Source organism: Streptomyces sp. NPDC051041, assembly GCF_044456065.1.
Lineage (GTDB): Bacteria > Actinomycetota > Actinomycetes > Streptomycetales > Streptomycetaceae > Streptomyces > Streptomyces glaucus.
In genome coordinates, this window is the sequence record NZ_JBITFM010000002.1 from 109,819 (window position 1) to 132,430 (window position 22,612).

General features: G+C 73.2%; 21 protein-coding genes and 1 tRNA gene. 15 read left to right on the plus strand and 7 right to left on the minus strand.

Annotation, left to right across the window (positions count from 1 at the left end; translation table 11 throughout):
• The first annotated feature begins 69 nt into the window (after nt 1–69).
• Nucleotides 70–471, plus strand: coding sequence for a winged helix-turn-helix transcriptional regulator (locus ACIBAI_RS03725; RefSeq protein WP_399030812.1), 402 nt, complete (start codon nt 70–72; stop codon nt 469–471).
• Nucleotides 472–479: 8 nt separating this feature from the next.
• On the opposite strand, the gene ACIBAI_RS03730 is transcribed toward ACIBAI_RS03725, so the two are convergent.
• The 5 genes from ACIBAI_RS03730 to ACIBAI_RS03750 form a co-directional block, all read right to left on the minus strand.
• Nucleotides 480–1,559: a 2-oxoacid:ferredoxin oxidoreductase subunit beta gene (locus ACIBAI_RS03730; protein WP_399030813.1), complete on the minus strand. Its 1,080-nt coding sequence runs from the start codon at nt 1,557–1,559 to the stop codon at nt 480–482.
• Entirely contained in the window at nt 1,552–3,480 is a 1,929-nt protein-coding gene (locus tag ACIBAI_RS03735) for a 2-oxoacid:acceptor oxidoreductase subunit alpha (protein WP_399030814.1), read from the minus strand. Before ACIBAI_RS03735 ends, ACIBAI_RS03730 begins: the two co-directional genes overlap by 8 nt.
• 166 nt (nt 3,481–3,646) lie before the next feature.
• Nucleotides 3,647–4,318 (minus strand): LuxR C-terminal-related transcriptional regulator, encoded by a 672-nt coding sequence (locus tag ACIBAI_RS03740; protein WP_399030815.1) that lies wholly within the window; start codon nt 4,316–4,318, stop codon nt 3,647–3,649.
• 187 nt (nt 4,319–4,505) lie between these two features.
• Nucleotides 4,506–5,861 carry a sensor histidine kinase gene (locus tag ACIBAI_RS03745; protein WP_399030816.1) on the minus strand — a complete coding sequence of 452 codons (1,356 nt, stop codon included), beginning with the start codon at nt 5,859–5,861 and terminating at the stop codon, nt 4,506–4,508.
• A 110-nt stretch (nt 5,862–5,971) separates the two neighbouring features.
• Nucleotides 5,972–7,225, minus strand: a complete 1,254-nt coding sequence (locus ACIBAI_RS03750) for a sensor histidine kinase (RefSeq protein ID WP_399030817.1) — start codon at nt 7,223–7,225, stop codon at nt 5,972–5,974.
• Between the two features lie 288 nt (nt 7,226–7,513).
• On the opposite strand from ACIBAI_RS03750, the gene ACIBAI_RS03755 reads away from it, so the two are divergent.
• The 12 genes from ACIBAI_RS03755 to ACIBAI_RS03810 all read left to right on the plus strand — a co-directional run bounded on the left by ACIBAI_RS03755 (nt 7,514) and on the right by ACIBAI_RS03810 (nt 19,317).
• Nucleotides 7,514–7,921, plus strand: coding sequence for an NADH-quinone oxidoreductase subunit A (locus tag ACIBAI_RS03755; RefSeq protein ID WP_399030818.1), 408 nt, complete (start codon nt 7,514–7,516; stop codon nt 7,919–7,921).
• The gene (locus ACIBAI_RS03760; protein ID WP_399030819.1) at nt 7,912–8,526 is read left to right on the plus strand and encodes an NADH-quinone oxidoreductase subunit B; all 615 of its coding nucleotides are present in this window, start codon (nt 7,912–7,914) and stop codon (nt 8,524–8,526) included. Before ACIBAI_RS03755 ends, ACIBAI_RS03760 begins: the two co-directional genes overlap by 10 nt.
• Nucleotides 8,523–9,893 (plus strand): NADH-quinone oxidoreductase subunit C, encoded by a 1,371-nt coding sequence (locus ACIBAI_RS03765; protein ID WP_399030820.1) that lies wholly within the window; start codon nt 8,523–8,525, stop codon nt 9,891–9,893. The genes ACIBAI_RS03760 and ACIBAI_RS03765 overlap by 4 nt, the downstream gene beginning before the upstream one ends.
• Entirely contained in the window at nt 9,890–10,858 is a 969-nt protein-coding gene (locus ACIBAI_RS03770) for an NADH-quinone oxidoreductase subunit H (protein ID WP_399030821.1), read from the plus strand. Before ACIBAI_RS03765 ends, ACIBAI_RS03770 begins: the two co-directional genes overlap by 4 nt.
• 2 nt (nt 10,859–10,860) lie before the next feature.
• On the plus strand, nt 10,861–11,601 hold the full coding sequence (locus tag ACIBAI_RS03775; RefSeq protein ID WP_399030822.1) for a 4Fe-4S binding protein: 741 nt from the start codon (nt 10,861–10,863) through the stop codon (nt 11,599–11,601).
• Nucleotides 11,598–12,266 (plus strand): NADH-quinone oxidoreductase subunit J, encoded by a 669-nt coding sequence (locus ACIBAI_RS03780; protein WP_399030823.1) that lies wholly within the window; start codon nt 11,598–11,600, stop codon nt 12,264–12,266. Before ACIBAI_RS03775 ends, ACIBAI_RS03780 begins: the two co-directional genes overlap by 4 nt.
• Nucleotides 12,266–12,655, plus strand: a complete 390-nt coding sequence (nuoK, locus tag ACIBAI_RS03785) for an NADH-quinone oxidoreductase subunit NuoK (protein ID WP_399030824.1) — start codon at nt 12,266–12,268, stop codon at nt 12,653–12,655. Before ACIBAI_RS03780 ends, nuoK begins: the two co-directional genes overlap by 1 nt.
• Nucleotides 12,652–14,646, plus strand: coding sequence for an NADH-quinone oxidoreductase subunit L (locus ACIBAI_RS03790; protein WP_399030825.1), 1,995 nt, complete (start codon nt 12,652–12,654; stop codon nt 14,644–14,646). Before nuoK ends, ACIBAI_RS03790 begins: the two co-directional genes overlap by 4 nt.
• A gap of 6 nt (nt 14,647–14,652) precedes the next feature.
• A complete protein-coding gene (locus ACIBAI_RS03795) occupies nt 14,653–16,281 on the plus strand; it encodes an NADH-quinone oxidoreductase subunit M (RefSeq protein WP_399030826.1) in 1,629 nt (542 codons plus the stop codon).
• Nucleotides 16,278–17,789 carry an NADH-quinone oxidoreductase subunit N gene (locus ACIBAI_RS03800; protein ID WP_399030827.1) on the plus strand — a complete coding sequence of 504 codons (1,512 nt, stop codon included), beginning with the start codon at nt 16,278–16,280 and terminating at the stop codon, nt 17,787–17,789. Before ACIBAI_RS03795 ends, ACIBAI_RS03800 begins: the two co-directional genes overlap by 4 nt.
• A gap of 275 nt (nt 17,790–18,064) precedes the next feature.
• Nucleotides 18,065–18,928: a zinc metalloprotease HtpX gene (gene htpX / locus ACIBAI_RS03805; RefSeq protein ID WP_399030828.1), complete on the plus strand. Its 864-nt coding sequence runs from the start codon at nt 18,065–18,067 to the stop codon at nt 18,926–18,928.
• Nucleotides 18,925–19,317 carry a YccF domain-containing protein gene (locus tag ACIBAI_RS03810; protein ID WP_399030829.1) on the plus strand — a complete coding sequence of 131 codons (393 nt, stop codon included), beginning with the start codon at nt 18,925–18,927 and terminating at the stop codon, nt 19,315–19,317. Before htpX ends, ACIBAI_RS03810 begins: the two co-directional genes overlap by 4 nt.
• A gap of 304 nt (nt 19,318–19,621) precedes the next feature.
• Here the strand turns inward: ACIBAI_RS03810 and ACIBAI_RS03815 are convergent, their stop codons facing one another.
• Nucleotides 19,622–20,866: an APC family permease gene (locus ACIBAI_RS03815; protein ID WP_399030830.1), complete on the minus strand. Its 1,245-nt coding sequence runs from the start codon at nt 20,864–20,866 to the stop codon at nt 19,622–19,624.
• Nucleotides 20,867–21,053: 187 nt separating this feature from the next.
• Between ACIBAI_RS03815 and ACIBAI_RS03820 the strand changes: the two genes are divergently transcribed.
• Nucleotides 21,054–21,320 carry a GlsB/YeaQ/YmgE family stress response membrane protein gene (locus tag ACIBAI_RS03820; RefSeq protein WP_344599574.1) on the plus strand — a complete coding sequence of 89 codons (267 nt, stop codon included), beginning with the start codon at nt 21,054–21,056 and terminating at the stop codon, nt 21,318–21,320.
• A gap of 117 nt (nt 21,321–21,437) precedes the next feature.
• Here the strand turns inward: ACIBAI_RS03820 and ACIBAI_RS03825 are convergent, their stop codons facing one another.
• Nucleotides 21,438–21,926 carry a YajQ family cyclic di-GMP-binding protein gene (locus tag ACIBAI_RS03825; RefSeq protein WP_344599573.1) on the minus strand — a complete coding sequence of 163 codons (489 nt, stop codon included), beginning with the start codon at nt 21,924–21,926 and terminating at the stop codon, nt 21,438–21,440.
• 235 nt (nt 21,927–22,161) lie between these two features.
• Between ACIBAI_RS03825 and ACIBAI_RS03830 the strand changes: the two genes are divergently transcribed.
• A tRNA-Tyr gene (locus tag ACIBAI_RS03830) sits at nt 22,162–22,243 on the plus strand.
• Nucleotides 22,244–22,612 lie beyond the last annotated feature (369 nt).

Here is a 22,612-nt window from a genome sequence, read left to right on the forward strand (position 1 = left end):
CGCTTTCACGCTAACCCTAGGGGAGGCGCTAACCATGCGAAAGTACCCACTTCAAAGTAAGGTACTGGCATGACAGTAAGTGACCGGGGGGCCGCCGGCGAGGAGCTGTGCCCCCACCGCCTGGTCCTGGAGCACGTCACCAGCCGCTGGGGCGTCCTCGTCCTGATCCGGCTCCTGCAGCGCCCGCACCGCTTCAGCGAGCTGCGCCGGGCGATCGGCCGCGTCAGCGAGAAGATGCTCACGCAGACGCTGCAGACCCTGGAACGGGACGGCCTGGTCCACCGCGACGCCCGGCCCGTGATCCCGCCGCGCGTCGACTACTCCCTGACGGAACTGGGGCGCGAGGCGGCGGAGCAGGTGCGGGCGCTCGCACTGTGGACCGAGGAGCGGATGGCCGAGGTGGCGGCGGCCCGCCGGGCGTACGACGAGGCCCGGACCGCCACGCGGCGGTCCGGGCCCCGGGAGCCGTAGGAGGGCGGTCAGCCCACGACGGTCCAGGTGTCGCCCCCGGCCAGCAGCGCGGCCAGGTCGCCCTTGCCGCGCTGCTCGACGGCGGTGTCGAGCTGGTCGGCCATCTGCGTGTCGTAGACGGGGCGGTCGACGGAGCGGAACACGCCGATCGGGGTGTGGTGCAGGGTGTCCGGATCGGCGAGGCGGGACAGGGCGAAGGCGGTCGTCGGGGACGCGGCGTGCGCGTCGTGGACCAGGATCCGGTCCTCGTTGTCCGGCGTCACCGCGACGACCCTCAGGTCGCCCGTCGCCTGGTCCCGCACGACGCCCTTGGAGCCGTCGCGGCCGAAGCGGATCGGCCGGCCGTGCTCCAGCCGGATCACCGCCTCCTCGGCCTGCTGCTTGTCCTTGAGCACGTCGAAGGCGCCGTCGTTGAAGATGTTGCAGTTCTGGTAAATCTCGATCAGCGCGGTCCCCGGGTGGGCGGCGGCCTGCCGCAGCACCTCGGTCAGGTGCCTGCGGTCGGAGTCCACCGTGCGCGCCACGAAGGACGCCTCCGCGCCGATCGCCAGCGACACCGGGTTGAAGGGCGCGTCCAGCGAGCCCATCGGCGTCGACTTGGTGATCTTCCCGACCTCGGAGGTCGGGGAGTACTGGCCCTTGGTCAGGCCGTAGATCCGGTTGTTGAACAGCAGGATCTTGAGGTTGACGTTGCGGCGCAGGGCGTGGATCAGGTGGTTGCCGCCGATGGACAGCGCGTCGCCGTCACCGGTGACGACCCACACCGACAGGTCGCGGCGCGAGGCGGCGAGACCGGTGGCGATCGCCGGGGCGCGGCCGTGGATGGAGTGCATCCCGTAGGTGTTCATGTAGTACGGGAAGCGGGAGGAGCAGCCGATGCCGGAGACGAAGACGATGTTCTCCCGCGCCAGGCCCAGCTCGGGCATGAAGCCCTGCACGGCGGCCAGGATCGCGTAGTCGCCGCAGCCGGGGCACCAGCGCACTTCCTGGTCGGACTTGAAGTCCTTCATGGACTGCGCGGCCTCGGCCTTCGGCACGAGCGAGAGCGCTTCGACCGTGCCCGTGGCCTGGGGGGTCGTCTCAGCCATCGATGGCCTCCTTGAGCGCCGCGGCGAGCTGCTCCGCCTTGAACGGCATGCCGTTGACCTGGGTGTACGAGTGGGCGTCGACCAGGTACTTCGCCCGGACGAGGGTGGCGAGCTGGCCGAGGTTCATCTCGGGGATCACCACCTTGTCGTAACGCTTCAGGACGGTGCCGAGATTCCCCGGGAAGGGGTTGACGTGCCGCAGGTGGGCCTGCGCGATCGACTCGCCGGCCGCCCGCAGCCGCCGCACCGCCGCGGTGATCGGCCCGTACGTCGATCCCCAGCCCAGCACCAGCACCTTCGCCCCGTCCGGGTCGTCGGGCTCGATGTCGGGGACGTCGACGCCGTCCACCTTCGCCTGCCGGGTGCGCACCATGAGGTCGTGGTTGGCCGGGGCGTAGGAGATGTTGCCGGTGCCGTCCTCCTTCTCGATGCCGCCGATGCGGTGCTCCAGGCCGGGCGTGCCCGGGATCGCCCAGGGCCGGGCGAGGGTGTGCGGGTCGCGCTTGTAGGGCCAGAACACCTCGGTGCCGTCGTCCAGGGTGTGGTTGGGGCCCTGCGCGAACCGCACCCGCAGGTCCGGCAGCTCGTCCGGCTCCGGGATGCGCCACGGCTCGGCGCCGTTGGCCAGGTAGCCGTCGGACAGCAGGAAGACCGGCGTGCGGTAGGCCAGCGCGATGCGGGCCGCCTCCAGCGCCGCGTCGAAGCAGTCCGCCGGGGTGCGCGGGGCGATCACCGGGACCGGCGCCTCGCCGTTGCGGCCGTACATCGCCTGCAGCAGGTCCGCCTGCTCGGTCTTGGTGGGCAGGCCGGTCGACGGCCCGCCGCGCTGGATGTCGACGATGATCAGCGGCAGCTCCAGGGAGACGGCCAGGCCGATCGTCTCGCTCTTGAGCGCCACGCCCGGACCGGAGGTGGTGGTCACGGCGAGGGAGCCGCCGAAGGCCGCGCCCAGCGCCGCGCCGATCCCGGCGATCTCGTCCTCGGCCTGGAAGGTCCGCACCCCGAAGTTCTTGTGCTTGGACAGCTCGTGCAGGATGTCCGAGGCCGGGGTGATCGGGTACGAGCCCAGGAACAGCGGCAGGTCGGCCTGGCGGGAGGCGGCGATCAGGCCGTACGCCAGCGCCAGGTTGCCGGAGATGTTGCGGTACACGCCCGGCGGGAACGCGGCGGCGGCCGGGGCCACCTCGTAGGAGACGGCGAAGTCCTCGGTGGTCTCGCCGAAGTTCCAGCCCGCGCGGAAGGCGGCGATGTTCGCCTCCGCGATGTCGGGCTTCTTCGCGAACTTCGTCCGCAGGAACTTCTCGGTGCCCTCGGTGGGCCGGTGGTACATCCAGCTCAGCAGCCCGAGCGCGAACATGTTCTTGCTGCGCTCGGCCTCCTTGCGGGTGAGGTCGAAGTCCTTGAGCGCCTCGACCGTCAAGGTGGTCAGCGGCACCGGGTGCACCTGGTAGCCGTCGAGGGAGCCGTCCTCCAGCGGACTGGTCGCGTAGCCGACCTTCTGCATCGCCCGCCGGGTGAACTCGTCGGTGTTGACGATCACCTCCGCGCCGCGCGGCAGGTCGCCGATGTTCGCCTTCAGGGCGGCCGGATTCATCGCCACCAGCACGTTCGGCGCGTCACCGGGGGTGAGGATGTCGTGGTCGGCGAAGTGCAGCTGGAACGACGACACACCCGGCAGGGTGCCGGCGGGCGCGCGGATCTCGGCCGGGAAGTTCGGCAGCGTCGACAGGTCGTTGCCGAAGGACGCCGTCTCCGAGGTGAAGCGGTCACCGGTGAGCTGCATCCCGTCACCGGAGTCACCCGCGAACCTGATGATCACCCGGTCCAGCCGGCGGACGTCCTTCGCCCCCGCCGGTGTGCGCCGCTCCGCCACGACCGCTTCGTCGGCCTGCTCCGCTGGACTACTGACCTGGCTGGTCACTGAACTGGACCTCCCTTGAGGCGGTTGTCCGGGGCTGGCCTCCCGCAGACCATCCCAGGATCAACCCTACGACCGTGCGAGCCGCCTTCCTGAGCCATTCGCATGATGGACACGACTTCGGAAGGATTCGCCCGCTCGGCCGGGGCCCGGCGCGGTCGCGAGCCGGTCAGGAGTTGAGGTACGTCAGCACCGCGAGCACCCGCCGGTGGTCGCCGTCGCTCGGGGACAGCCCCAGCTTCAGGAAGATGTTGCTGACGTGCTTCTCGACGGCGCCGTCGCTCACCACCAGCTGCCTGGCGATCGCGGAGTTCGTCCGCCCCTCGGCCATCAGGCCCAGGACCTCCCGCTCCCGGGGGGTGAGCCCCGCGAGGACGTCCTGCTTGCGGCTGCGGCCGAGCAGCTGCGCGACGACCTCCGGGTCGAGGGCCGTACCGCCCGCGGCCACGCGCACCACCGCGTCCACGAACTCCCGCACCTCGGCCACCCGGTCCTTGAGCAGGTAGCCGACGCCGCGGCTGGAACCGGCCAGCAGCTCGGTGGCGTAGCGCTCCTCCACGTACTGCGACAGCACCAGCACGCCGAGCTCCGGATGCGCCCTGCGCAGCTGTACGGCGGCCCGCACGCCCTCGTCGGTGTGCGTCGGCGGCATCCGCACGTCCGCCACCACCACGTCCGGCAGCTCGCCCTGGTCGCCCAGCTCCGTGATCGTCTTGATCAGCGCCTCGCCGTCCCCGACACCGGCCACCACCTCGTGCCCGCGGTCGGTCAGCAACCGGGTCAGGCCCTCCCTGAGCAGCACCGAGTCCTCGGCGATGACCACCCGCACCCTGTCCTCCACGTTTTCCGCCCCCCTGGCCCATGCCGGCTCCGCGCCGCCGCTGCGAACACGTCCAGCATTCCAGCATCGGGGGGATCCGCGCGCACGGGCCGCGCGATTCGAGGGGCGCGCCCCGGACACGGCCGGGGCCCGGCCGCTCCGCGGACGGACCGCGGGACCGGCCGGGCCCCGGCGTCAGCCGGGCGGCTCAGCGCACCCGGTCCGTCCGCCACGGCAGCTCCGCGGTCACCCGGGTGGGCCCGCCGGGCGGCGAGTCCACGACCAGGATCCCGTCCACCGCGTCGAGCCGCTCCGCCAGCCCCGCGAGCCCCGAGCCGGCCGAGGCGTCGGCCCCGCCCACGCCGTCGTCCACGACCTGGAGCAGCAGCCGGTCCTCCACCCGCCACACCTCCACGGCCGCGGAGGCGGCCCGGGAGTGCTTGCCGACGTTCTGCAGCAGCTCCGACACCGTGAAGTAGGCGATGCCCTCGATCGCCGGCGCCGGCCGCTCCGCCAGGTCGACCTCCACCCGCACCGGCACCGGGCACCGCGACGCCACCGCCGACAGCGCCGCGTCCAGGCCGCGGTCGGTCAGCACGGCCGGGTGGATGCCGCGGGCCAGGTCGCGCAGCTCCTGCAGCGCCGTCTTCACCTCGCCGTGCGCCTCGTCCACCATGCGCGCCGCCGCCCGCGGGTCCTCCTTCAGCTTCTCCTTCGCCAGCCCGAGGTCCATGGCGAGGCCGACCAGGCGGGCCTGCGCCCCGTCGTGCAGGTCGCGCTCGATGCGCCGCAGGTCGGCGGCGGCCGCGTCGACGACGACACCCCGGTCCGACTCCAGCTCCACCACCCGCGCCGACAGCCGCGACGGCCCGAGCAGCCCGTGCACCAGCATCCGGTCCACCGTCGTCAGCGCCCGCACGATCCACGGCGCGGCCAGCGCGAACAGCAGGCCCACCAGCGCGGTCACGGTGATCTCGAAGGGGTTGTCCAGGTGGATCCGGTGGGTCCCGTCGCCGTACACCTGGAGCCCGTCCTGGCCGACGTACATCGGGAAGACCCAGAACCACAGCGGGTAGGTCAGCATCGCCCAGCCCCACGTCCAGACGGTCACGGCGACGCCGAAGGAGAGGACCGCCCACGGGAACCGCACCAGCGCGTACAGCAGCGCCCGCCACGACGCGCCGTCGCGCAGGACCGCCCCCGTCCAGGCCGCCACGCCCCGCTTCGCCGGCCGCAGCGGCTCCGGGTCGGCCACGTCCAGGCCCAGCAGCCCGCGCGCCCGCGCCCGCTCCATCGCCCCGAACCCCCGGCACCCGGCGAGCGCCGCCGCCAGCACCGGGATCCCGAGGAACGTCACCAGCAGGCCCGCGCCCAGCGACACCATCGTGACCGCGTAGCTGAACAGCAGGGTGCCGACCGGCAGACCCAGCAGCACGTAGCCGAGCTCGCGCCGGCTGCGCGCCTCGAACGGCGCCCGCAGCCCCGCCGGCAGCCGGGGGCGCCGCCCGCCGGCCCGGCCGGGAACGCTGTCGAGCCCGTAGGCCTGTCCGTACTCCGTGGTCATCGGCGTCGTCCTTCCCCTCGTCCTGCGGCTGTCCTGTCCTGCCTCCACCCTGCGCGGCCGCGGCCCGGCGGACCATGGAGTCCGTCGGCGTCCCGGACGGGGGGTTTTCCCTACCGCGGGCCGGCGGCGGCCGTGCGGTCCCGCCACGGCAGCTCCGCCGTGACGGTCGTCGGACCGCCCTGCGGCGAATCGACGACGAACAGGCCGTCGACCGCGCCCAGCCGGTCGGCGAGACCCCGCATGCCCGTACCGCCGTCCACGCGCGCGCCCCCGCGGCCGTCGTCCCGCACCTGGATGAGCAGCCGGTCGTCCTGGCGCCACACGTCGACCGACGCCGACCGGGCCGCGCTGTGCTTGCTGACGTTCTGCAGCAGCTCCGAGACGGTGAAGTAGGCGATGCCCTCGATCGCCGGCGCGGGCCGCTCCGCCAGGTCGACCGTCACCTTCACCGGCACGGTGCAGCGCGAGGCGACCGAGGACAGCGCCGCGTCCAGGCCGCGGTCGGTCAGCACGGCGGGATGGATGCCGCGGGCCAGGTCGCGCAGCTCCTGCAGCGCGAGCTTCACCTCGCCGTGCGCCTCCTCGACCATCGCCGCGACGTGCTCGTCGGCCTGCCCCTCCAGCAGCTTCTCCTTCGCCAGGCCCAGCCCCATGGCGAGGTTGACCAGGCGGGCCTGCGCCCCGTCGTGCAGGTCGCGCTCGATGCGCCGCAGGTCGGCGGCGGCCGTGTCGACGACGACACCCCGGTCCGACTCCAGCTCCGCGATGCGCCGCTCCAGCTCGTCCGAGGGCGACAGCAGGGCCCGCACCATCGCCCGGTCGGCGTTGGCCAGGCCCCGCGCGATGAACGGCAGCACCGGCCACAGCACGAACAGCGAGGTCAGCGCGATCGTGAAGGTGAGGACGCCCCAGGGCAGCCGGATGAACTCGTACAGGACCGTACGCCAGCCCACCGGGTCCTTCAGCGCCATCCACAGCCGCGGGAGGAACCCGCCGGCGCCGCGCAGGGAGAGCCGGCTCGGCTCGTCCACCCGCACCCCGAGCAGCGCCCGGGCCCGCGCCCGCTCCAGCCGGCCCAGCAGCCGCGCGCCCGTCAGCCCGGCCGCCAGCAACGGGAACCCGATCACCGTGATCGTCAGCCCGAGGCCGGTGGACAGCACCGTCATGACGTAGGTGAACCCGAGCAACGCCGCCGGGAGGTTCGCCAGCAGGTGGGCGATCTCCTTCCAGGTGTGCCGGTCGTAGGCGAGACGGGCCGGCGGCAGGCGGTCGCTGTCCGCTTCACCCGGATGTCCGGTCTCACCCGGATGTCCGGTCTCACCCGGGTGTTCGGCGCGCGGCGGTGGCATGAGGCGTTCGGTCATACGGGTCAGCGTGCCGTGGGCCGCGACGCCGCGCCATGAGGCGGACCGCCGCGATCCCGCTGGGGAAAACCCCACCGCCGTGTCCCAGGACGTGACGGGCTGCTTACCCTCTCTTTAGCAGGCCCTAGACTCCCGTGCGTACGGATCGTCGAACAGCGGGGTCCACCGGGTCCCGGGCCGCGGGCTCCGGGCCACGGGTCCCGGGTCGGGCGCCCGGGGTCACGGGCCACCGACGGGACGTCACGGGCCGCAGGTCAAAGGGTCAGGGTCAGGGAGCGAGGGACGGACGTGCCGGAACCGACCGTCGTCAACACGACCGTCGTCGCGGCGGACTACTTCGAGTCCTACTCGGTCGTCGGACTGCTCGCCGTCATCGGCGTGCTCTTCGTCGCCGTCGCCTTCGGCGCGGGCCGCCTGCTGCGCCCCGTGGTCCCCACCCCCGAGAAACTCCTGACGTACGAGTGCGGCGTGGACCCCGTCGGCGAGGGCTGGGCGCACACCCAGGTCCGCTACTACGTCTACGCGTTCCTGTACGTGATCTTCGCTGTCGACTCGATCTTCCTGTTCCCCTGGGCGACGGTCTTCGCCGCCCCCGGCTACGGCGCCACGACCCTCGTGGAGATGTTCGTCTTCCTCGGCTTCCTGGCCGTCGGCCTGCTCTACGCGTACAAGAAGGGCGTCCTGGCATGGACGTGACCCCCACCCCCGCCTCCACCCCCACCCCTGTGCCGCTCCCCGAGCCCAAGCGGCTGGGCGCGCTCGCCCGCCTGGCCCCCGAGCCGATGAAGGTGATCCTGAACTGGGGCCGCCGCTACTCGCTCTGGGTGTTCAACTTCGGCCTCGCCTGCTGCGCGATCGAGTTCATCGCCGCGTCGATGGCCCGGCACGACTTCATCCGCCTCGGCGTCATCCCGTTCGCGCCGGGCCCGCGCCAGGCCGACCTGATGGTGGTGTCCGGCACGGTGACGGACAAGATGGCCCCGGCGGTGAAGCGCCTGTACGAGCAGATGCCCGAGCCGAAGTACGTCATCTCCTTCGGCGCGTGCAGCAACTGCGGCGGCCCGTACTGGGACTCGTACTCCGTCACCAAGGGCGTCGACCAGATCATCCCGGTCGACGTCTACGTCCCCGGCTGCCCGCCCCGGCCCGAGGCGCTGCTCCAGGGCATCCTGAAGCTCCAGGAGAAGATCGCCCGGGAGTCGCTGGGGGAGCGGTACGGGCCGGCCCCCCGGCCCTCGGCGGCGGCCCTGCAGAGCGGCCTGGTGCAGCCGCCGTCCCCGGCCGCGGGGGAGGACCGATGACCGCGGCCGGCTGGCTGCCCGCCGACGTCGAGGAACTCTTCGGCGCGCAGGCCACGGCCGAGGAGTCGTACGAGGTCCTGACGGTGGACGTCCCGCCCGCGGCCTGGATCCCCGCGCTGGAGACCGCGCGCGACCGGCTGGGCTGCACGTACTTCGACTGGCTGAGCGCGGTCGACGAACCGGGCACCGGCTTCCGCGTCGCCGCGCACGTCGCCGCCCTCGCGCCGGTGCGGCGGCTGCTGCTGCGCACCACGGTCCCGCACGAGGCGCCGGTCCTGCCCTCGGCGGTGGACGTCTACGCGGGCGCCGCCTGGCACGAGCGCGAGACCCACGAGATGTTCGGCGTCGTCTTCGAGGGCCACCCGGCCCTGGACCACCTGCTCCTGCCGGAGAACTTCGAGGGCCACCCGCTGCGCAAGGACTTCGTCCTGGCGGCCCGGGTCGCCAAGGCCTGGCCGGGCGCGAAGGAGCCCGGGGAGTCGGAGCACGGCGGCCCCAAGCGCCGCCAGATGCTGCCCCCGGGGGTCCCCGACCCCAACGAGTGGGGTCCGCTGAAGGGCCAGCTCCCGCCCGCCCCGGCCCGGGGAGCCCGCGCGGCGGGGGACCGGCCGGCACGCCGTACCAGGTCGGCGGCGGAGGGACCGGCCGGCCGGACGGCGGCCGCGGCTCCGGACACCCCGCCCGCACCGCGTCGTGCGCGGAGCGCGAGCGGGGGTTCGGCGAGCCAGCGGGCCGGAGCGGTGGACGCCGCGGCGGAGGGGGCGGCCGCCGGGCAGGGAGCGACGGGTTCCGGCGCGCCGGCGGCACCGCGTCGTGCGCGGAGCGCGAGCGAGGGTTCGGCGTCGCAGCGTGCGGGCGCGGGTGCGCCTGCCGGGCCGCGCCGGGCCCGCAGCGCCGCGGAGGGATCCGCGAGCCGGCGGTCCGCCCCCGGGGAGGGGACGCCGTCGGACGGCACGGGCGCGGGCGCGGCGGCCCGGCGCACCACGTCACCGGGAGCCGCGGGCCGGCCCGCGAAGCCGCCCGTCGTCCCCCACAGCCCGGACGCCCCGTGGCACCACGCCCGCCCCGCCTTCGACGAGCCCGGGGAGGAGGCGAAGCCCGGAGCGGAGCCGGGGCCCACGGCCGGGGCGGCCGCCGAGGCGGAGTCGCGTGAGGGGACTGAACCGGTGACCGGTGCCGAGCCGGCGGTCGAGGCCGAACCGGCGCCCGAGGCCGGGACGACGCCCGGAGCCGGAGGCGCCGAGGCCGGTGCACCCACCGGGAAGTCCGAGAACCCCCGACCCCCCGAAGCCTCCGGGACCCCCGAAGCCCCCGGAGATCCCGAAGCTTCCCCGTCCCCCGAGAACCCCGCAGGAGGTCCGCGGTGAACGACGCGCTCGACGTCACCCTGCGCCTCCTGATCGTCTTCGTCGTCTTCCTGGTCCTCCCCCTGCTCGTCGGCCAGACCGAGCACAAGGTGATGGCCCACATGCAGGGCCGCCTCGGCCCCATGTACGCCGGCGGCTTCCACGGCTGGGCCCAGCTCGTCGCCGACGGCGTGAAGTTCGCGCAGAAGGAGGACGTGGTCCCCGCGGGCGCGGACCGCCGTATCTTCCAGCTCGCCCCCGCCGTGGCCCTCCTGCCGTACCTCCTGGTCCTCCTCGCCATCCCCGTCGCCCCCGGCGAGGGCGCGGTCGGCCAGGTGATCGACGCGGGCGTCTTCTTCGTCCTGGCCGTCATGGGCGTCGGCGTCCTCGGCTCCCTCATGGCCGGCTGGGCCTCCGCCAACAAGTTCTCCCTCCTCGGCGGCCTGCGCACCGCGGCCCAGCTCCTCGCCTACGAGCTCCCGATGCTGCTCGCCGCCGCCTCCGTGGCCATGGCGGCCGGCACGGTCTCCCTCCCCGGCATCCTCGACGCCTTCGAGTGGTGGTGGCTGCCCTGGCAGATCGTCGGCGCGATCGTGTTCTTCGTGGCGGGGCTGGCCGAACTCCAGCGTCCGCCCTTCGACATGCCCGTCGCCGACTCGGAGATCATCTTCGGCGCCTACACCGAGTACACCGGCCTCCGCTTCGCCCTGTTCCTCCTCGCCGAGTACGCCGGAATCGTCGTCCTGTGCGGCCTGACCACCGTCCTCTTCCTGGGCGGCTGGCACGGTCCCTGGGGCGCCGACGGCCTCGGCTGGGTGTGGACCCTGCTGAAGACGGCCGTCCTCGCCTTCATCGTGATCTGGCTGCGCGTGACCTATCCCCGCCTGCGCGAGGACCAGCTCCAGAAACTCTCCTGGACCCTCCTCGTCCCCCTCTCCCTCGCCCAGATCGCCCTCACCGGCGTCGTCAAGGTGGTGATCGCGTAACCATGGCCGCCCCGCTCCCGCCCTCCCGGCCCCGCATCCCCGGCAGCGGTCTGGCGAAGGGCCTGGCCGTCACCCTGCGCACGATGACGAGGAAGACCGTCACCGAGCAGTACCCGGACGTCCAGCCCGACCTGCCGCCCCGCACCCGCGGCGTGATCGGCCTCTTCGAGGAGAACTGCACGGTCTGCATGCTGTGCGCCCGCGAGTGCCCGGACTGGTGCATCTACATCGACTCGCACAAGGAGACGATCCCGGCGGCGGCCCCCGGTGGCCGTGAACGCAGCCGCAACGTCCTGGACCGCTTCGCCATCGACTTCTCCCTGTGCATGTACTGCGGTATCTGCATCGAGGTCTGTCCTTTCGACGCCCTGTTCTGGTCCCCGGAGTTCGAGTACTCCGAGACCGACATCCGCGACCTCACCCACGAGCGCGACAAGCTCCGCGAGTGGATGTGGACCGTTCCGGCCCCGCCCGCCCTCGATCCCGGCGCGGAGGAACCGAAGGAACTGGCCACCGCCCGCAAGACCGCCGAGAAGCTGGCCGCCCAGCGGCAGGCCGCCGCACCCGGCGGGCCCTCCGCGCCCGCCGCCGGCCCCACCGCACGGCCGGCGCCCGCCGGCTCGGCCGGCACGGAATCCCACGCCGACCAGCAGGCCCGCGCGGCGGAATCCCCCACCCGCCCGATGGGCGACTCCCCGCAGCAGACGGACCAGCCGGAGCCGGGGCGGGAGGGCCGGGAATGACCCTCGCAGCGACCGCCGCCGGCCTGGCCCCGCACACCACCACGGCCGCCGGGGCCCACGGCTTCCTCTCCCCGACCGGCGTCGAGATCGCCTTCCTCCTCGTCGGCCTGGTCACCCTCGGCGCCGCGCTCGTCACCGTCACCACCCGGCAACTGGTGCACGCCGCCCTGTGGCTGGTGGTGACCCTCGGCGGCCTCGCCGTCGAGTACCTCCTGCTCACCGCCGAGTTCATCGCCTGGGTGCAGGTCCTGATCTACGTCGGTTCCGTCGTCGTCCTCCTCCTGTTCGGCCTGATGCTCACCAAGGCCCCCATCGGCCGCTCCCCGGACGCCGACTCCGGCAACCGGTGGACCGCCCTCACCGTGGCCGTCGCCGCCGCGGCGACCCTGGTCTGGGTCGTCGTCGACGCCTTCCGCACCACCTGGATCGACCTGGACGGCCCGGCCGCCGGATCCACCCGCGTGACCGGGGAGAGCCTCTTCCAGAACTGGGTCCTCCCCTTCGAGGCCCTGTCCGTCCTCCTCCTCGCCGCCCTGGTCGGCGCGATCGTCCTGTCCCGCAAGGCGAGGACCGGCGCGGCGCCCCCCGGCCCCGCCCCCGGCGCCCGGGACACGAGCGCCCCCGGCGCCCGGGACACCCGGCGCGACGCGGAAGGGACCCGCTGATGCACCTCGCCTATCCCGCCGTGCTCTCCGCCCTCCTGTTCTGCACCGGCCTGTACGGCGTCCTGGCCCGCCGCAACGCGATCCTCGTGCTGATGTCGGTCGAGCTGATGCTCAACGCCGTCAACCTCAACCTGGTCGCCTTCGACGTCTGGCTGAGCCGGACCGCCGAGGAGACCCTGCACTCCGGCCAGGCCCTGACCCTGTTCACCATCGCCATCGCCGCGGCCGAGATCGGCATCGGCCTGGCGATCGTCCTCGCCGTCCACCGCAGCCGCGGCACCTCGGACATCGACAAGCTCCGCGACACCGCCGAGGGCCACGCGAGCGACGGCCCCGACCGCGACGCCCGCACGGCCGAGAAGACCGAGAAGACCGAGGCCACCGCGTGACCACGACCACCCTCGCCGTCCTCGTCCCCCTCCTTCCGTTCCTGGGCGCCGCCGCCGGCCTGCTCCTGGGCCGCACGGCCCCCGGCTTCGTCCGCCCGCTCGCCGTCCTGCCGACGCTCGCCGCTCTGGTGCTCGCCGTGCTCGTCGCCGTGCGCCAGGGCGGCGGCCGGGCCGTCGACGCCGCCACCGAACTCGCGCCCACCGGCTCGGTCCCCGTCGAGCTCGCCCTGCACGTCGACGGCTTCGCCGCCCTCGTCGCCGTCCTGGTCGGCCTCGTCGCCACCTGCGTGCAGATCTACTCGACGGGCTACCTCCGCGACGACCCGCGCTATCCCTCCTACGCCGCCCTCGTCTCCCTCTTCACCTCCGCGATGCTCCTCGTCGTCTACTCCGGCGACCTGATGGTGCTGCTGGTCGGCTGGGAGATCATGGGCATCTGCTCGTACTTCCTGGTCGGTCACTACTGGGAGACCCCCGAGGCGCGCGCCGCCTCCCTCAAGGCCTTCCTGGTCACCAAGCTCGGTGACGTCCCCTTCCTCATCGGCCTGCTCGCCCTCGCCACCGAGGCCGGGTCGTTCCGCATCACCCGCGTCCTCGGCGCGGTCGCGAGCGGCGGACTCGACCACCCCACGCTGATCGCCCTGCTGCTCCTGGCCGGCGTGGCGGGCAAGTCCGCGCAGTTCCCGCTGCACACCTGGCTGCCCGACGCGATGGCGGGCCCCACACCCGTCTCCGCGCTGATCCACGCCGCGACGATGGTCGCCGCCGGCGTCTACTTCATCGCCCGGCTCCTTCCGGTCTTCGAGGCCTCGCGGGCCGCGCTGGTCGTCCTCGCCGTGATGGCCGCGGTCACGATGGCCGGCTCGGCGCTCGCCGCGCTCGCCCAGGACGACATCAAGCGCGTCCTCGCCTACTCGACGATCGGCCAGCTCGGCTACATGAGCGGAGCCCTCGCCGTCGGCGACCGCGGCGCCGCCGTCTTCCACCTCCTGTCCCACGGCGCCTTCAAGGCGCTGCTGTTCCTCGCGGCCGGTGTGATCATCCACGCCGCCGGCACCAACTCGCTGGCCGCCATGTCCCGCATGCGGAACCTGCGCGACCGCGTCCCCGACGCCTACTGGACGATGACCGTGGCGCTCCTCGCGCTCGCCGCGATCCCGCCGTTCAGCGGCTTCTTCTCCAAGGAGTCCGTCCTGGTCGCCGCCGAGCACGTCGCCACCGGCCACACCGAGCACGCCCCCGGCGCCGCGGGCTGGACCGTCCTCGTCGCCGGCCTGCTCACGGCCCTGCTCACCGCCGCGTACGCGATGCGCCTGTGGCTGCTGGCCTTCCGCGGGCGGGGCGCCGACGCCCCCGACCACGGCCGGCAGCCGGCGGCCATGAACACCGTGCTGTGGGTGCTCGCCGTCCCGTCCCTCGCCTTCGGCGCACTCGCCTACCGCCTGCTGCCCGACTGGTTCGACGGCCGCGACCTGACCCCGACCCTCACCACCTCCGTCCTCGGCACGGGCGTGGCCCTGGCCGGCGGCATCGTCGCCTACGCGGCCTGGCGGCACACCACCGCGCTCGCGGCCCGCGTCCCCCTGGGCGCCGTCGCGGCCCACCCCGAGGGCGGCGCCGCCCGCGTCGAGGCCGAGGCCGTCGCCGGCCACGAGCCCGCGTACGGCACCGTGGCCGCCGCGCCCGACCCGTCGGACCCGGCACGGCTCCTGCTCGGCCCGCTGCACCGGCCCGCGGCCGCCGGCTTCCACCTGGACACCGTGTACGCGGCCCTCTTCGTCCGCCCGGTCAGGGCCGGCGCGAGCCTCGTGAGGTTCCTCGACCGGGAGGTCGTCGAGACCTACGTACGCGGCGCGGGAGCGCTGCCCCGCTGGCTCGGGGCCGCCGTACGGCGCGCCCAGACCGGCAACGTGCAGACCTATGTGAGCGCGCTGCTCGCCGGCACCGTCGTCCTGGCGGTCGCCGCCGTCCTCGTCGCCACGGGAGCGTGAGCAGGCGTGATCGATATCAGCGAGTCCGTGATGCAGTTCCTTCTGGCATTCGTCGTCGTCGGCCCGCTCCTCGGCGCGGCCGCCGCCCTCCTGCCGGCACCGCCCGGACTGAAGGGGAAGTCCCCCGAGCAGGCCGTGCTGCGGCACGGCGTGACCGTCACCGGCGCCGTCCTCGTCGCCGCGCTCGCCCTCGCGCTCGGCTTCGACCACGACCACCCGTCGAAGATGCAGGCCACCACGGACATCAGCTGGATCCCCGCACTCGACGTGCGGATCCACCTCGGCATCGACGGCATCTCCCTCCCCCTTCTGGTCCTGACCGCGCTGCTGACCTTCCTGAGCGCGCTCCACGCGTACTTCAAGATGCCCGCGGGCCCCGGCCCGAAGGCCTTCGTCCCGCTGCTGCTCCTCCTGGAGTCCGGCACGCTCGCCACGTTCGCCGTCCTCGACCTGCTGCTGTTCTTCCTGGCGTTCGAGATGGTGCTCATCCCGATGTACTTCCTCATCGCCCGCTGGGGCGGCGCGGGCCGGAGCCGGGCCGCGTGGCGGTTCATCCTCTACACGCTGCTCGGCTCCGTGGTCATGCTGCTCGGCCTGCTCCTGATCGGGCTGGAGGCGGGCACGTTCGACATGGTGGCACTCGCCACCGACAACGGCCGGTCACTGAGCGTATCCGTGCAGGTCGTCGCCGTCCTGGCGATCGGGATCGGGCTCGCGGTCAAGACGCCCATGTGGCCGCTGCACAGCTGGCTGCCCGACGCCCACACCGCCGCGCCCACGGTCGGCTCGGTTCTGCTGGCCGGCGTCCTGCTGAAGATGGGCACGTACGGATTCGTCCGGATCCTCCTCCCCGTCGCACCGGACGGGTTCCGCACCTTCGCGCCCTACCTCGCCGCCCTCGCCGTCGTCGGGATCGTCTACGGGTCCCTGGCCTGCCTGGCCCTCGCCCGGCGGGGCGCGAAGGGCGACCTCAAGCGGCTCATCGCCTACTCCTCCGTCGGCCACATGGGCTTCGTCCTGCTCGGCATCGCGACGATGACCCCGACCGGCGTGAACGGCGCCCTGTTCGCCAACATCGCCCACGGCCTCATCACCGGCCTGCTGTTCTTCCTGGTCGGCGGGGTGAAGGACCGCACCGGCACCACCGACCTCGACACCCTGGCCCTCCCCTCGCCCGGCCACCGCCCCCCGGCGGGCGGATCCGCCGCGCCGGGCCGCCCCCAGGAGGGCGCCGCCCTGTACGGCAGGGCCCCGCGCCTCGGCGGCCTGCTCGCCTTCGGCGCGGTCGCCTCCCTGGGCCTGCCGGGGCTGGGCGGGTTCTGGGGCGAGATGCTGGCCCTGTTCGGCGCGTTCGAACCGGCCGACGGCCTCAGCCGGCCCGCCTTCCTCGCCTTCATGGCGGTCGCCGCCTTCGGCACCCTGCTGACGGCCGCGTACCTGCTGATCGTGGTCCGCCGCGTCTGCATGGGCGCCGTCCCGCCCGACGCGCCGAAACTCCCCGACGTCCGCGGCTACGAGTTCGCGGCCTGGACGCCGCTCGTCGCCCTCACCGTCGTCGCCGGCCTGTGGCCCAAGGTCCTCCTCGGTCTGACCGACCCGGCCGTGCAGCAGCTCCTCGCAGGAGGCACCCGATGAGCTCCCCGGCCCAGTCCGTGGTCCAGTCCGTCGACTGGCTCGCGATCGCGCCGCCCACCCTCGCCGCGGTCGTCGCACTCGTCGTCCTCGTCGCCGACCTCTTCGTCGGCGACCACCGCAAGGCGCTGCTGGGCTGGGTGTCGGTCGCCGGGCTCGCCGCCGCCACGCTCCTGCTGCTGCCCCTCCTGGACGGCGGCCACGCCACCTTCTGCCTGACCGGCGACCCCGGCGTCTGCAGCTACACGGCGGACCACTTCGCCCTGGTCGTCCAGCTCCTGGTGCTCGGCGGCGCCCTCCTGGCCGCCCTCCTGTCGGTCACCGCCCTGAAGGACGCCCGCGCGGACCTCCCCGAGGGGGAGTTCTGGTTCCTGCTGCTGTCCTCCGCCGCCGGCGCCGCCCTGCTGCCCGCCTCCCGCGACCTGGCGACCCTCGTCGTCGCCCTGGAGGTCGCCTCCCTGCCCGCCTTCGCCCTGGTCGGCCTCCGCCACGGCGACCGGCGCTCCTCCGAGGCCGCCCTGAAGTTCTTCCTGTCCTCGGTCACCGCCACCGCGGTCAGCCTCATGGGCATCAGCTTCGTGTACGCCTCCACCGGCACCCTCCACCTCACCCGGGTCGCCGACCGGATCCAGGACGTCGACGGGCAGCTCCTCACACTCGCCCAGACCGGCGCCGTCCTCACCCTGGTCGGCTTCGCCTTCAAGACGGCCGCCGTGCCGTTCCACTTCTGGGTGCCGGACACCTATGTGGGAGCGCCCCTGCCGATCGCCGCCTACCTGTCGGTCATCGGCAAGGCGGTCGGCTTCTCCGGCCTGATCCTCGTCACGGTGGTCGCCCTCCCGTCGTACGCCGACGTCTGGGGTCCGGCGCTCGCCGTGCTGGCCGCCCTCACCATGACCGTCGGCAACGCCGGCGCGCTGCGGCAGCAGGGCACGCGCGCGCACAGCGCGGTCCGGCTGCTGGCCTGGTCGTCCGTCGGCCAGGCCGGCTACCTCCTGGTGCCGATCGCCGCCGCCGCGTACACCGACGACGTCCGGCGGCCGGTCGGCTCCACCGTGGCCTACGCCCTCATGTACGGCGCCGTGAACCTCGGCGCCTTCGCGGTGGCCGCGCTCGTCGGCCGTACGAAGTCCCTCAACCGCGTCACCGACTACCGCGGCCTGTACGCCACCAACCCGCTGACCGCCCTGCTCCTGGCGTTCTTCCTGCTCTGCCTCGCCGGGCTGCCGCCGGGCGTCATCGGCCTCTTCGCGAAGGTCACCGTCTTCTCCGCGGCCGTCGACGCGGGCCTCGGCTGGCTCGCCGTGGTCATGGCCGTCAACGTCGTCATCGCGCTGTTCTACTACCTCCAGTGGACGGCCCTGCTGTTCCGCGCCCCGCAGGGCGCGCCCGAGAAGCACCACGTCCCGGCGCCCCTGACCGCCGCGCTCACCGTGACCGCGGTCCTCGGCGTCGTCCTGTCCGGGGCGCCCCAGCTGGTGCTGCGGTTCGCCGATACCGGGCTCTTCTGAACGACCGGCGCCGGGCTCCCGCGCACCGCGGTCGCTCCCGGCACGCGTGCGGGGGACACCCGGCCGCCCCCGCTCGCGTGCCGCATCCGCCGCCGCCGTCCGGACGGCCCCCGCGCGCCGCCGTACGCACGAGGGAACTGGTGGCCTCCGCCTCGCGTTGACCAGTACGGGAGGGACCACTGGACGTGACACCGCGGCACCAGTGGCATCGGAGACCAGGAAGCACCATCGAGCAAGCAAAGGGTTCCCCTGCTGCACCACTTGGAGGGCGTACCGTGCACCGCCGGCACAACGGGCTCAGGACCGCAGTACTCCTCGGGGGACTGTCCGCACTCATCATCGTCATCGGCAGCTTCTTCGGCCGAGCGGGGCTCGTCGTCGCCGTCCTGGTCGCCCTCGGCACGAACGCCTACGCGTACTGGAACAGCGACAAGCTGGCGCTACGCGCGATGCGCGCCCGCCCGGTGAGCGAGTTCGAGGCCCCCGGGCTGTACCGGATGGTCCGCGAGCTCTCCACCCAGGCCCGCCAGCCCATGCCGCGCCTGTACATCTCCCCGACGGAGGCGCCGAACGCGTTCGCCACCGGCCGCAACCCGCGCAACGCCGCCGTGTGCTGCACCGACGGCATCCTGCGCATGCTGGACGAGCGCGAGCTGCGCGGCGTCATCGGCCACGAGCTCAGCCATGTCTACAACCGCGACATCCTGATCTCGTCGGTCGCCGGGGCCCTCGCCTCCGTGATCATGTTCCTGGTCAACTTCGCCTGGCTGATCCCCATCGGCCGCTCCGACGACGACGACGGCCCCGGCCTCCTCGGCATGTTGCTGATCATGATCCTGGGCCCGCTCGCCGCCACCCTCATCCAGCTCGCCGTCAGCCGCTCCCGGGAGTACGAGGCGGACGCCTCCGGCGCCCGGCTCACGGGCGACCCGCTGGCCCTGGCCAGCGCCCTGCGCAAGCTCGAACTCGGCACCAGGCAGCTCCCGCTGCCGCCCGAGCCCCGCATCGAGACCGCCAGCCACATGATGATCGCGAACCCGTTCCGCCCGGGCCGGGGGCTGTCGAAGATGTTCTCCACGCACCCGCCGATGGCGGACCGCATCGGCCGGCTCGAGAAAATGGCAGGTCACCACAGGTGAAGACCATCCTGAACGTCATATGGCTCGTCCTGAGCGGCTTCTGGCTGTTCCTCGCCTACCTGTTCGCGGGCGTGCTGCTGTGCCTCACCGTCATCGGCATCCCCTTCGGCCTCGCCGCCTTCCGCATCGGCGTCTACGCCCTGTGGCCCTTCGGGCGCACCACGGTCGAGCGCCGTGACGCGGGCGCGCCCTCGTGCGTCGGCAACGTCCTGTGGCTGGTCCTGGCGGGCTGGTGGCTGGCCATCGGCCACATCGCGACCGGCATCGCCCTCTGCGTCACGGTCATCGGCATCCCGCTGGGCATCGCCAACTTCAAGCTGATCCCGGTCTCGCTGCTGCCGCTGGGCCGCGAGATCGTGCGCACCGACCAGCCGTTCGCATCCCGCTGACAGCGCAGGAGCCGAGTCCGCGCACCGACCGGCCCGAAGACCCGGACGGCCCCGCCGCCCACCCGTCGCCCACCGTTCCCCGGCCACCCGTTTTCCACAGCCGTCGGGTTGTCCACAGGCCGGCCCGGCGGTCAGCGGCGGCCCGCATGATGAACCCATGACCCAGACCGAGCAGTCGCCGGCACGAGCGGCGGCCCACTCCGGCACCACCCGCCCGCGAGGCCGGACCTCCCTCCCGGAGCCCGCCGACGCGGCCGTCCCGGCCCGCGCCGGGACGGCGCCCGGCTTCTGGCCGCCCCGGCGCCTACCGCCGCCCCGCCCACCGCCGCACCCCGTACGCGGCCACGCCCACCACCAGCACCCCCGCACCCACGGCGACGGAAGCCACCGGGAGCGAGAACGCCAGCACCGCACAGCCGAGCAGTCCCACCGCCGGCACCACCCGCGCCGCCGGAGCCGGCCCGAGCGTCCAGGCCGAGGCGTTGGCCACCGCGTAGTACGCCAGCACACCGAAGGAGGAGAACCCGATCGCGCCCCGCACGTCCACCGTGGCGGCCAGGACCGCGACCACCGCGCCCACGGCCAGCTCCGCACGGTGCGGCACCTGGAAGCGGGGATGCACCGCGGCCAGCGCGCCGGGCAGATGACCGTCACGCGCCATCGCCAGTGCCGTCCGCGACACGCCCAGGATCAGGGCCAGGAGGGAGCCGAGCGCGGCCACGGCGGCACCCGCCCGCACCACCGGCGCCAGCCCCGGCACCCCCGCCGCACGCACGGCGTCGGCCAGCGGAGCGGCGGCATCCCCGAGACCGTCCGACCCCAGCACGGAAAGGACGGCCACGGCCACACCCGCGTACACGGCGAGCGCGGCACCCAGGGCCAGCGGGATCGCGCGGGGGATGGTGCGCGCGGGATCCCGCACCTCCTCGCCCAGGGTCGCGATCCGCGCGTACCCGGCGAACGCGAAGAACAGCAGGCCCGCCGCCTGCAGCACTCCGCCGACGCCCTCCGGGACCCCGACGTCCAGACGCCCGGCAGCGGACCGGCCGGACCCCAGACACACCACCACCACGGAAGCGAGGACAGCCAGGACCACCGCCACGATCGCCCGCGTCAGCCAGGCGGACTTCTGGACGCCGCCGTAGTTCACCGCGGTCAGCGCCACCACGGCCGCGACCGCCACCACGTGCGCCCGGTCCGGCCAGACGTATGCGCCCACGGCCAGCGCCATCGCCGCGCAGGAGGCCGTCTTCCCGACCACGAACGACCAGCCCGCGAGATACCCCCAGAACTCCCCGAGTCGCTCACGCCCGTACACGTACGTGCCGCCCGAGGCCGGATACAGGGCGGCCAGCCGCGCCGACGAGGTGGCGTTGCAGTAGGCGACCACCGCGGCGACCGCCAGCCCGAGCAGCAGCCCGGACCCGGCCGCGTGCGCCGCCGGTGCGAGGGCGACGAAGATCCCGGCCCCCACCATCGAGCCCAGGCCGATCACCACGGCGTCACCCACTCCGAGGGTGCGCCGCAGTCCGGAGTCGGAAAGCGCCATGGGCCGCACCCTACTGACCGGCGCAACCACCGGATGTGTCCCGGACGTCCTCACCACCACGACAGCATGAACACGTGACCGGTCCACCGCACACCGCACACCGCACACCGCACGAGCACAGCCTGCCCGGAGCGGGACCACAGCGCCGGGACAGCGCGAGCACAGCATGAAAGGGCAGGGTGACGGCATGACCATCATCAGCTGGATCGTCCTCGGACTGCTGGCCGGAGCCATCGCCAAGTTCCTGCTACCGGGCCGCGACCCGGGCGGGCTCATCGGTACGACCCTGATCGGCATCGCGGGCGCGTTCGTCGGGGGCTGGATATCGGCCCGCTGGATGGACCGCCCGATCACCGAGGATTTCTACGACGGCGCCACGTGGGCCGCGGCGATCGGCGGCTCCCTCGTCCTGCTGATCGTCTACCGGATCCTGTTCGGCAACTCACGCGACTGAGCGCCCCCGGACCGGGGCCGGCAAGCGGAAGGGGCGGGCACCACCAGGCGCCCGGCCCCTCCGCACGACGTCGCACCGGACGCCGGACCAGCACGTCACCGGTCGCCGATCAGCGCCTCACCGGTAGTTCACGAACTGCATCGCGAAGTCGAAGTCCTTGCCCTTCAGCAGGGCGATCACCGCCTGCAGGTCGTCACGGCTCTTGGAGCTGACCCGCAGTTCCTCACCCTGCACCTGGGCCTTCACGCCCTTCGGGCCCTCGTCACGGATGATCTTGGCCACCTTCTTCGCGTTCTCCTGGGAGATGCCCTCCTTGATCGACGCGAAGATCTTGTACTCCTTGCCGGAGAGCTGGGGCTCGCCCGCGTCCAGAGCCTTCAGCGAGATGCCGCGCTTGATCAGCTTGGACTGGAAGACGTCGAGGACAGCCTTCACCCGGTCCTCGGAGTTCGCCTCCATGAGGATCTTCTCGCCGGACCATGAGATCGAGGCACCCACGCCCTTGAAGTCGTAGCGCTGCGAGATCTCCTTGGCGGCCTGGTTGAGGGCGTTGTCGACCTCCTGCCGCTCGACCTTCGAGACGATGTCGAAACTGGAGTCGGCCATGTCCTGTGGCTCCTTGTATCGGGGTGCGTATCGGGGTGCGTACCGGGTACGCACCGGCGTTCGTCGGCGGCCGCCGATCCCGGCAACGGTTCCGGGCCGCATCCGGACAAGCCTAGCCACCCCCTGCCCTCCGGGCGCCGATCAAGCGGGTGGCGGAGCACCCCTCCCCATCGGGTATTGTTTACGTCGTTGCCACGGAGCACCGCCGAAAGGCGGTTCGAAGGGCAGCAACCCTGGCGGTGTGCCCGAGCGGCCAAAGGGAGCAGACTGTAAATCTGCCGGCTCAGCCTTCCTAGGTTCGAATCCTAGCGCCGCCACACTGGGGAAGACCCCCTCCGAACTGCGGAGACGCAGAGCGGAGGGGGTCTCTTCGTGTTCGCGTGCGCTGATTCGAGCGAAGAGCGAAGGTGCGGTCAGGGGCCTCCGGTCAGGGGGTCCGGAAGTGATCCCGCTCACGGCAGTGGTCCGGCAGCGCCGACGATCTCAGCGACGGCGATGACCACACCGCGGCGACATCGGCCGGCACGGCGACATCGGCCGGCACGGCGGCATCGGTCGGCAACAGGACCGGCACAGGACCGCCCGCCCGGCTGTCGCCGGTGGGGGCGACGACCTCGGCCGGGACACCGGTGACCTCGGCCGAGGAGACAGGCGCCGGCTGGAAAGCGCGGGACGGGCAGCACAGG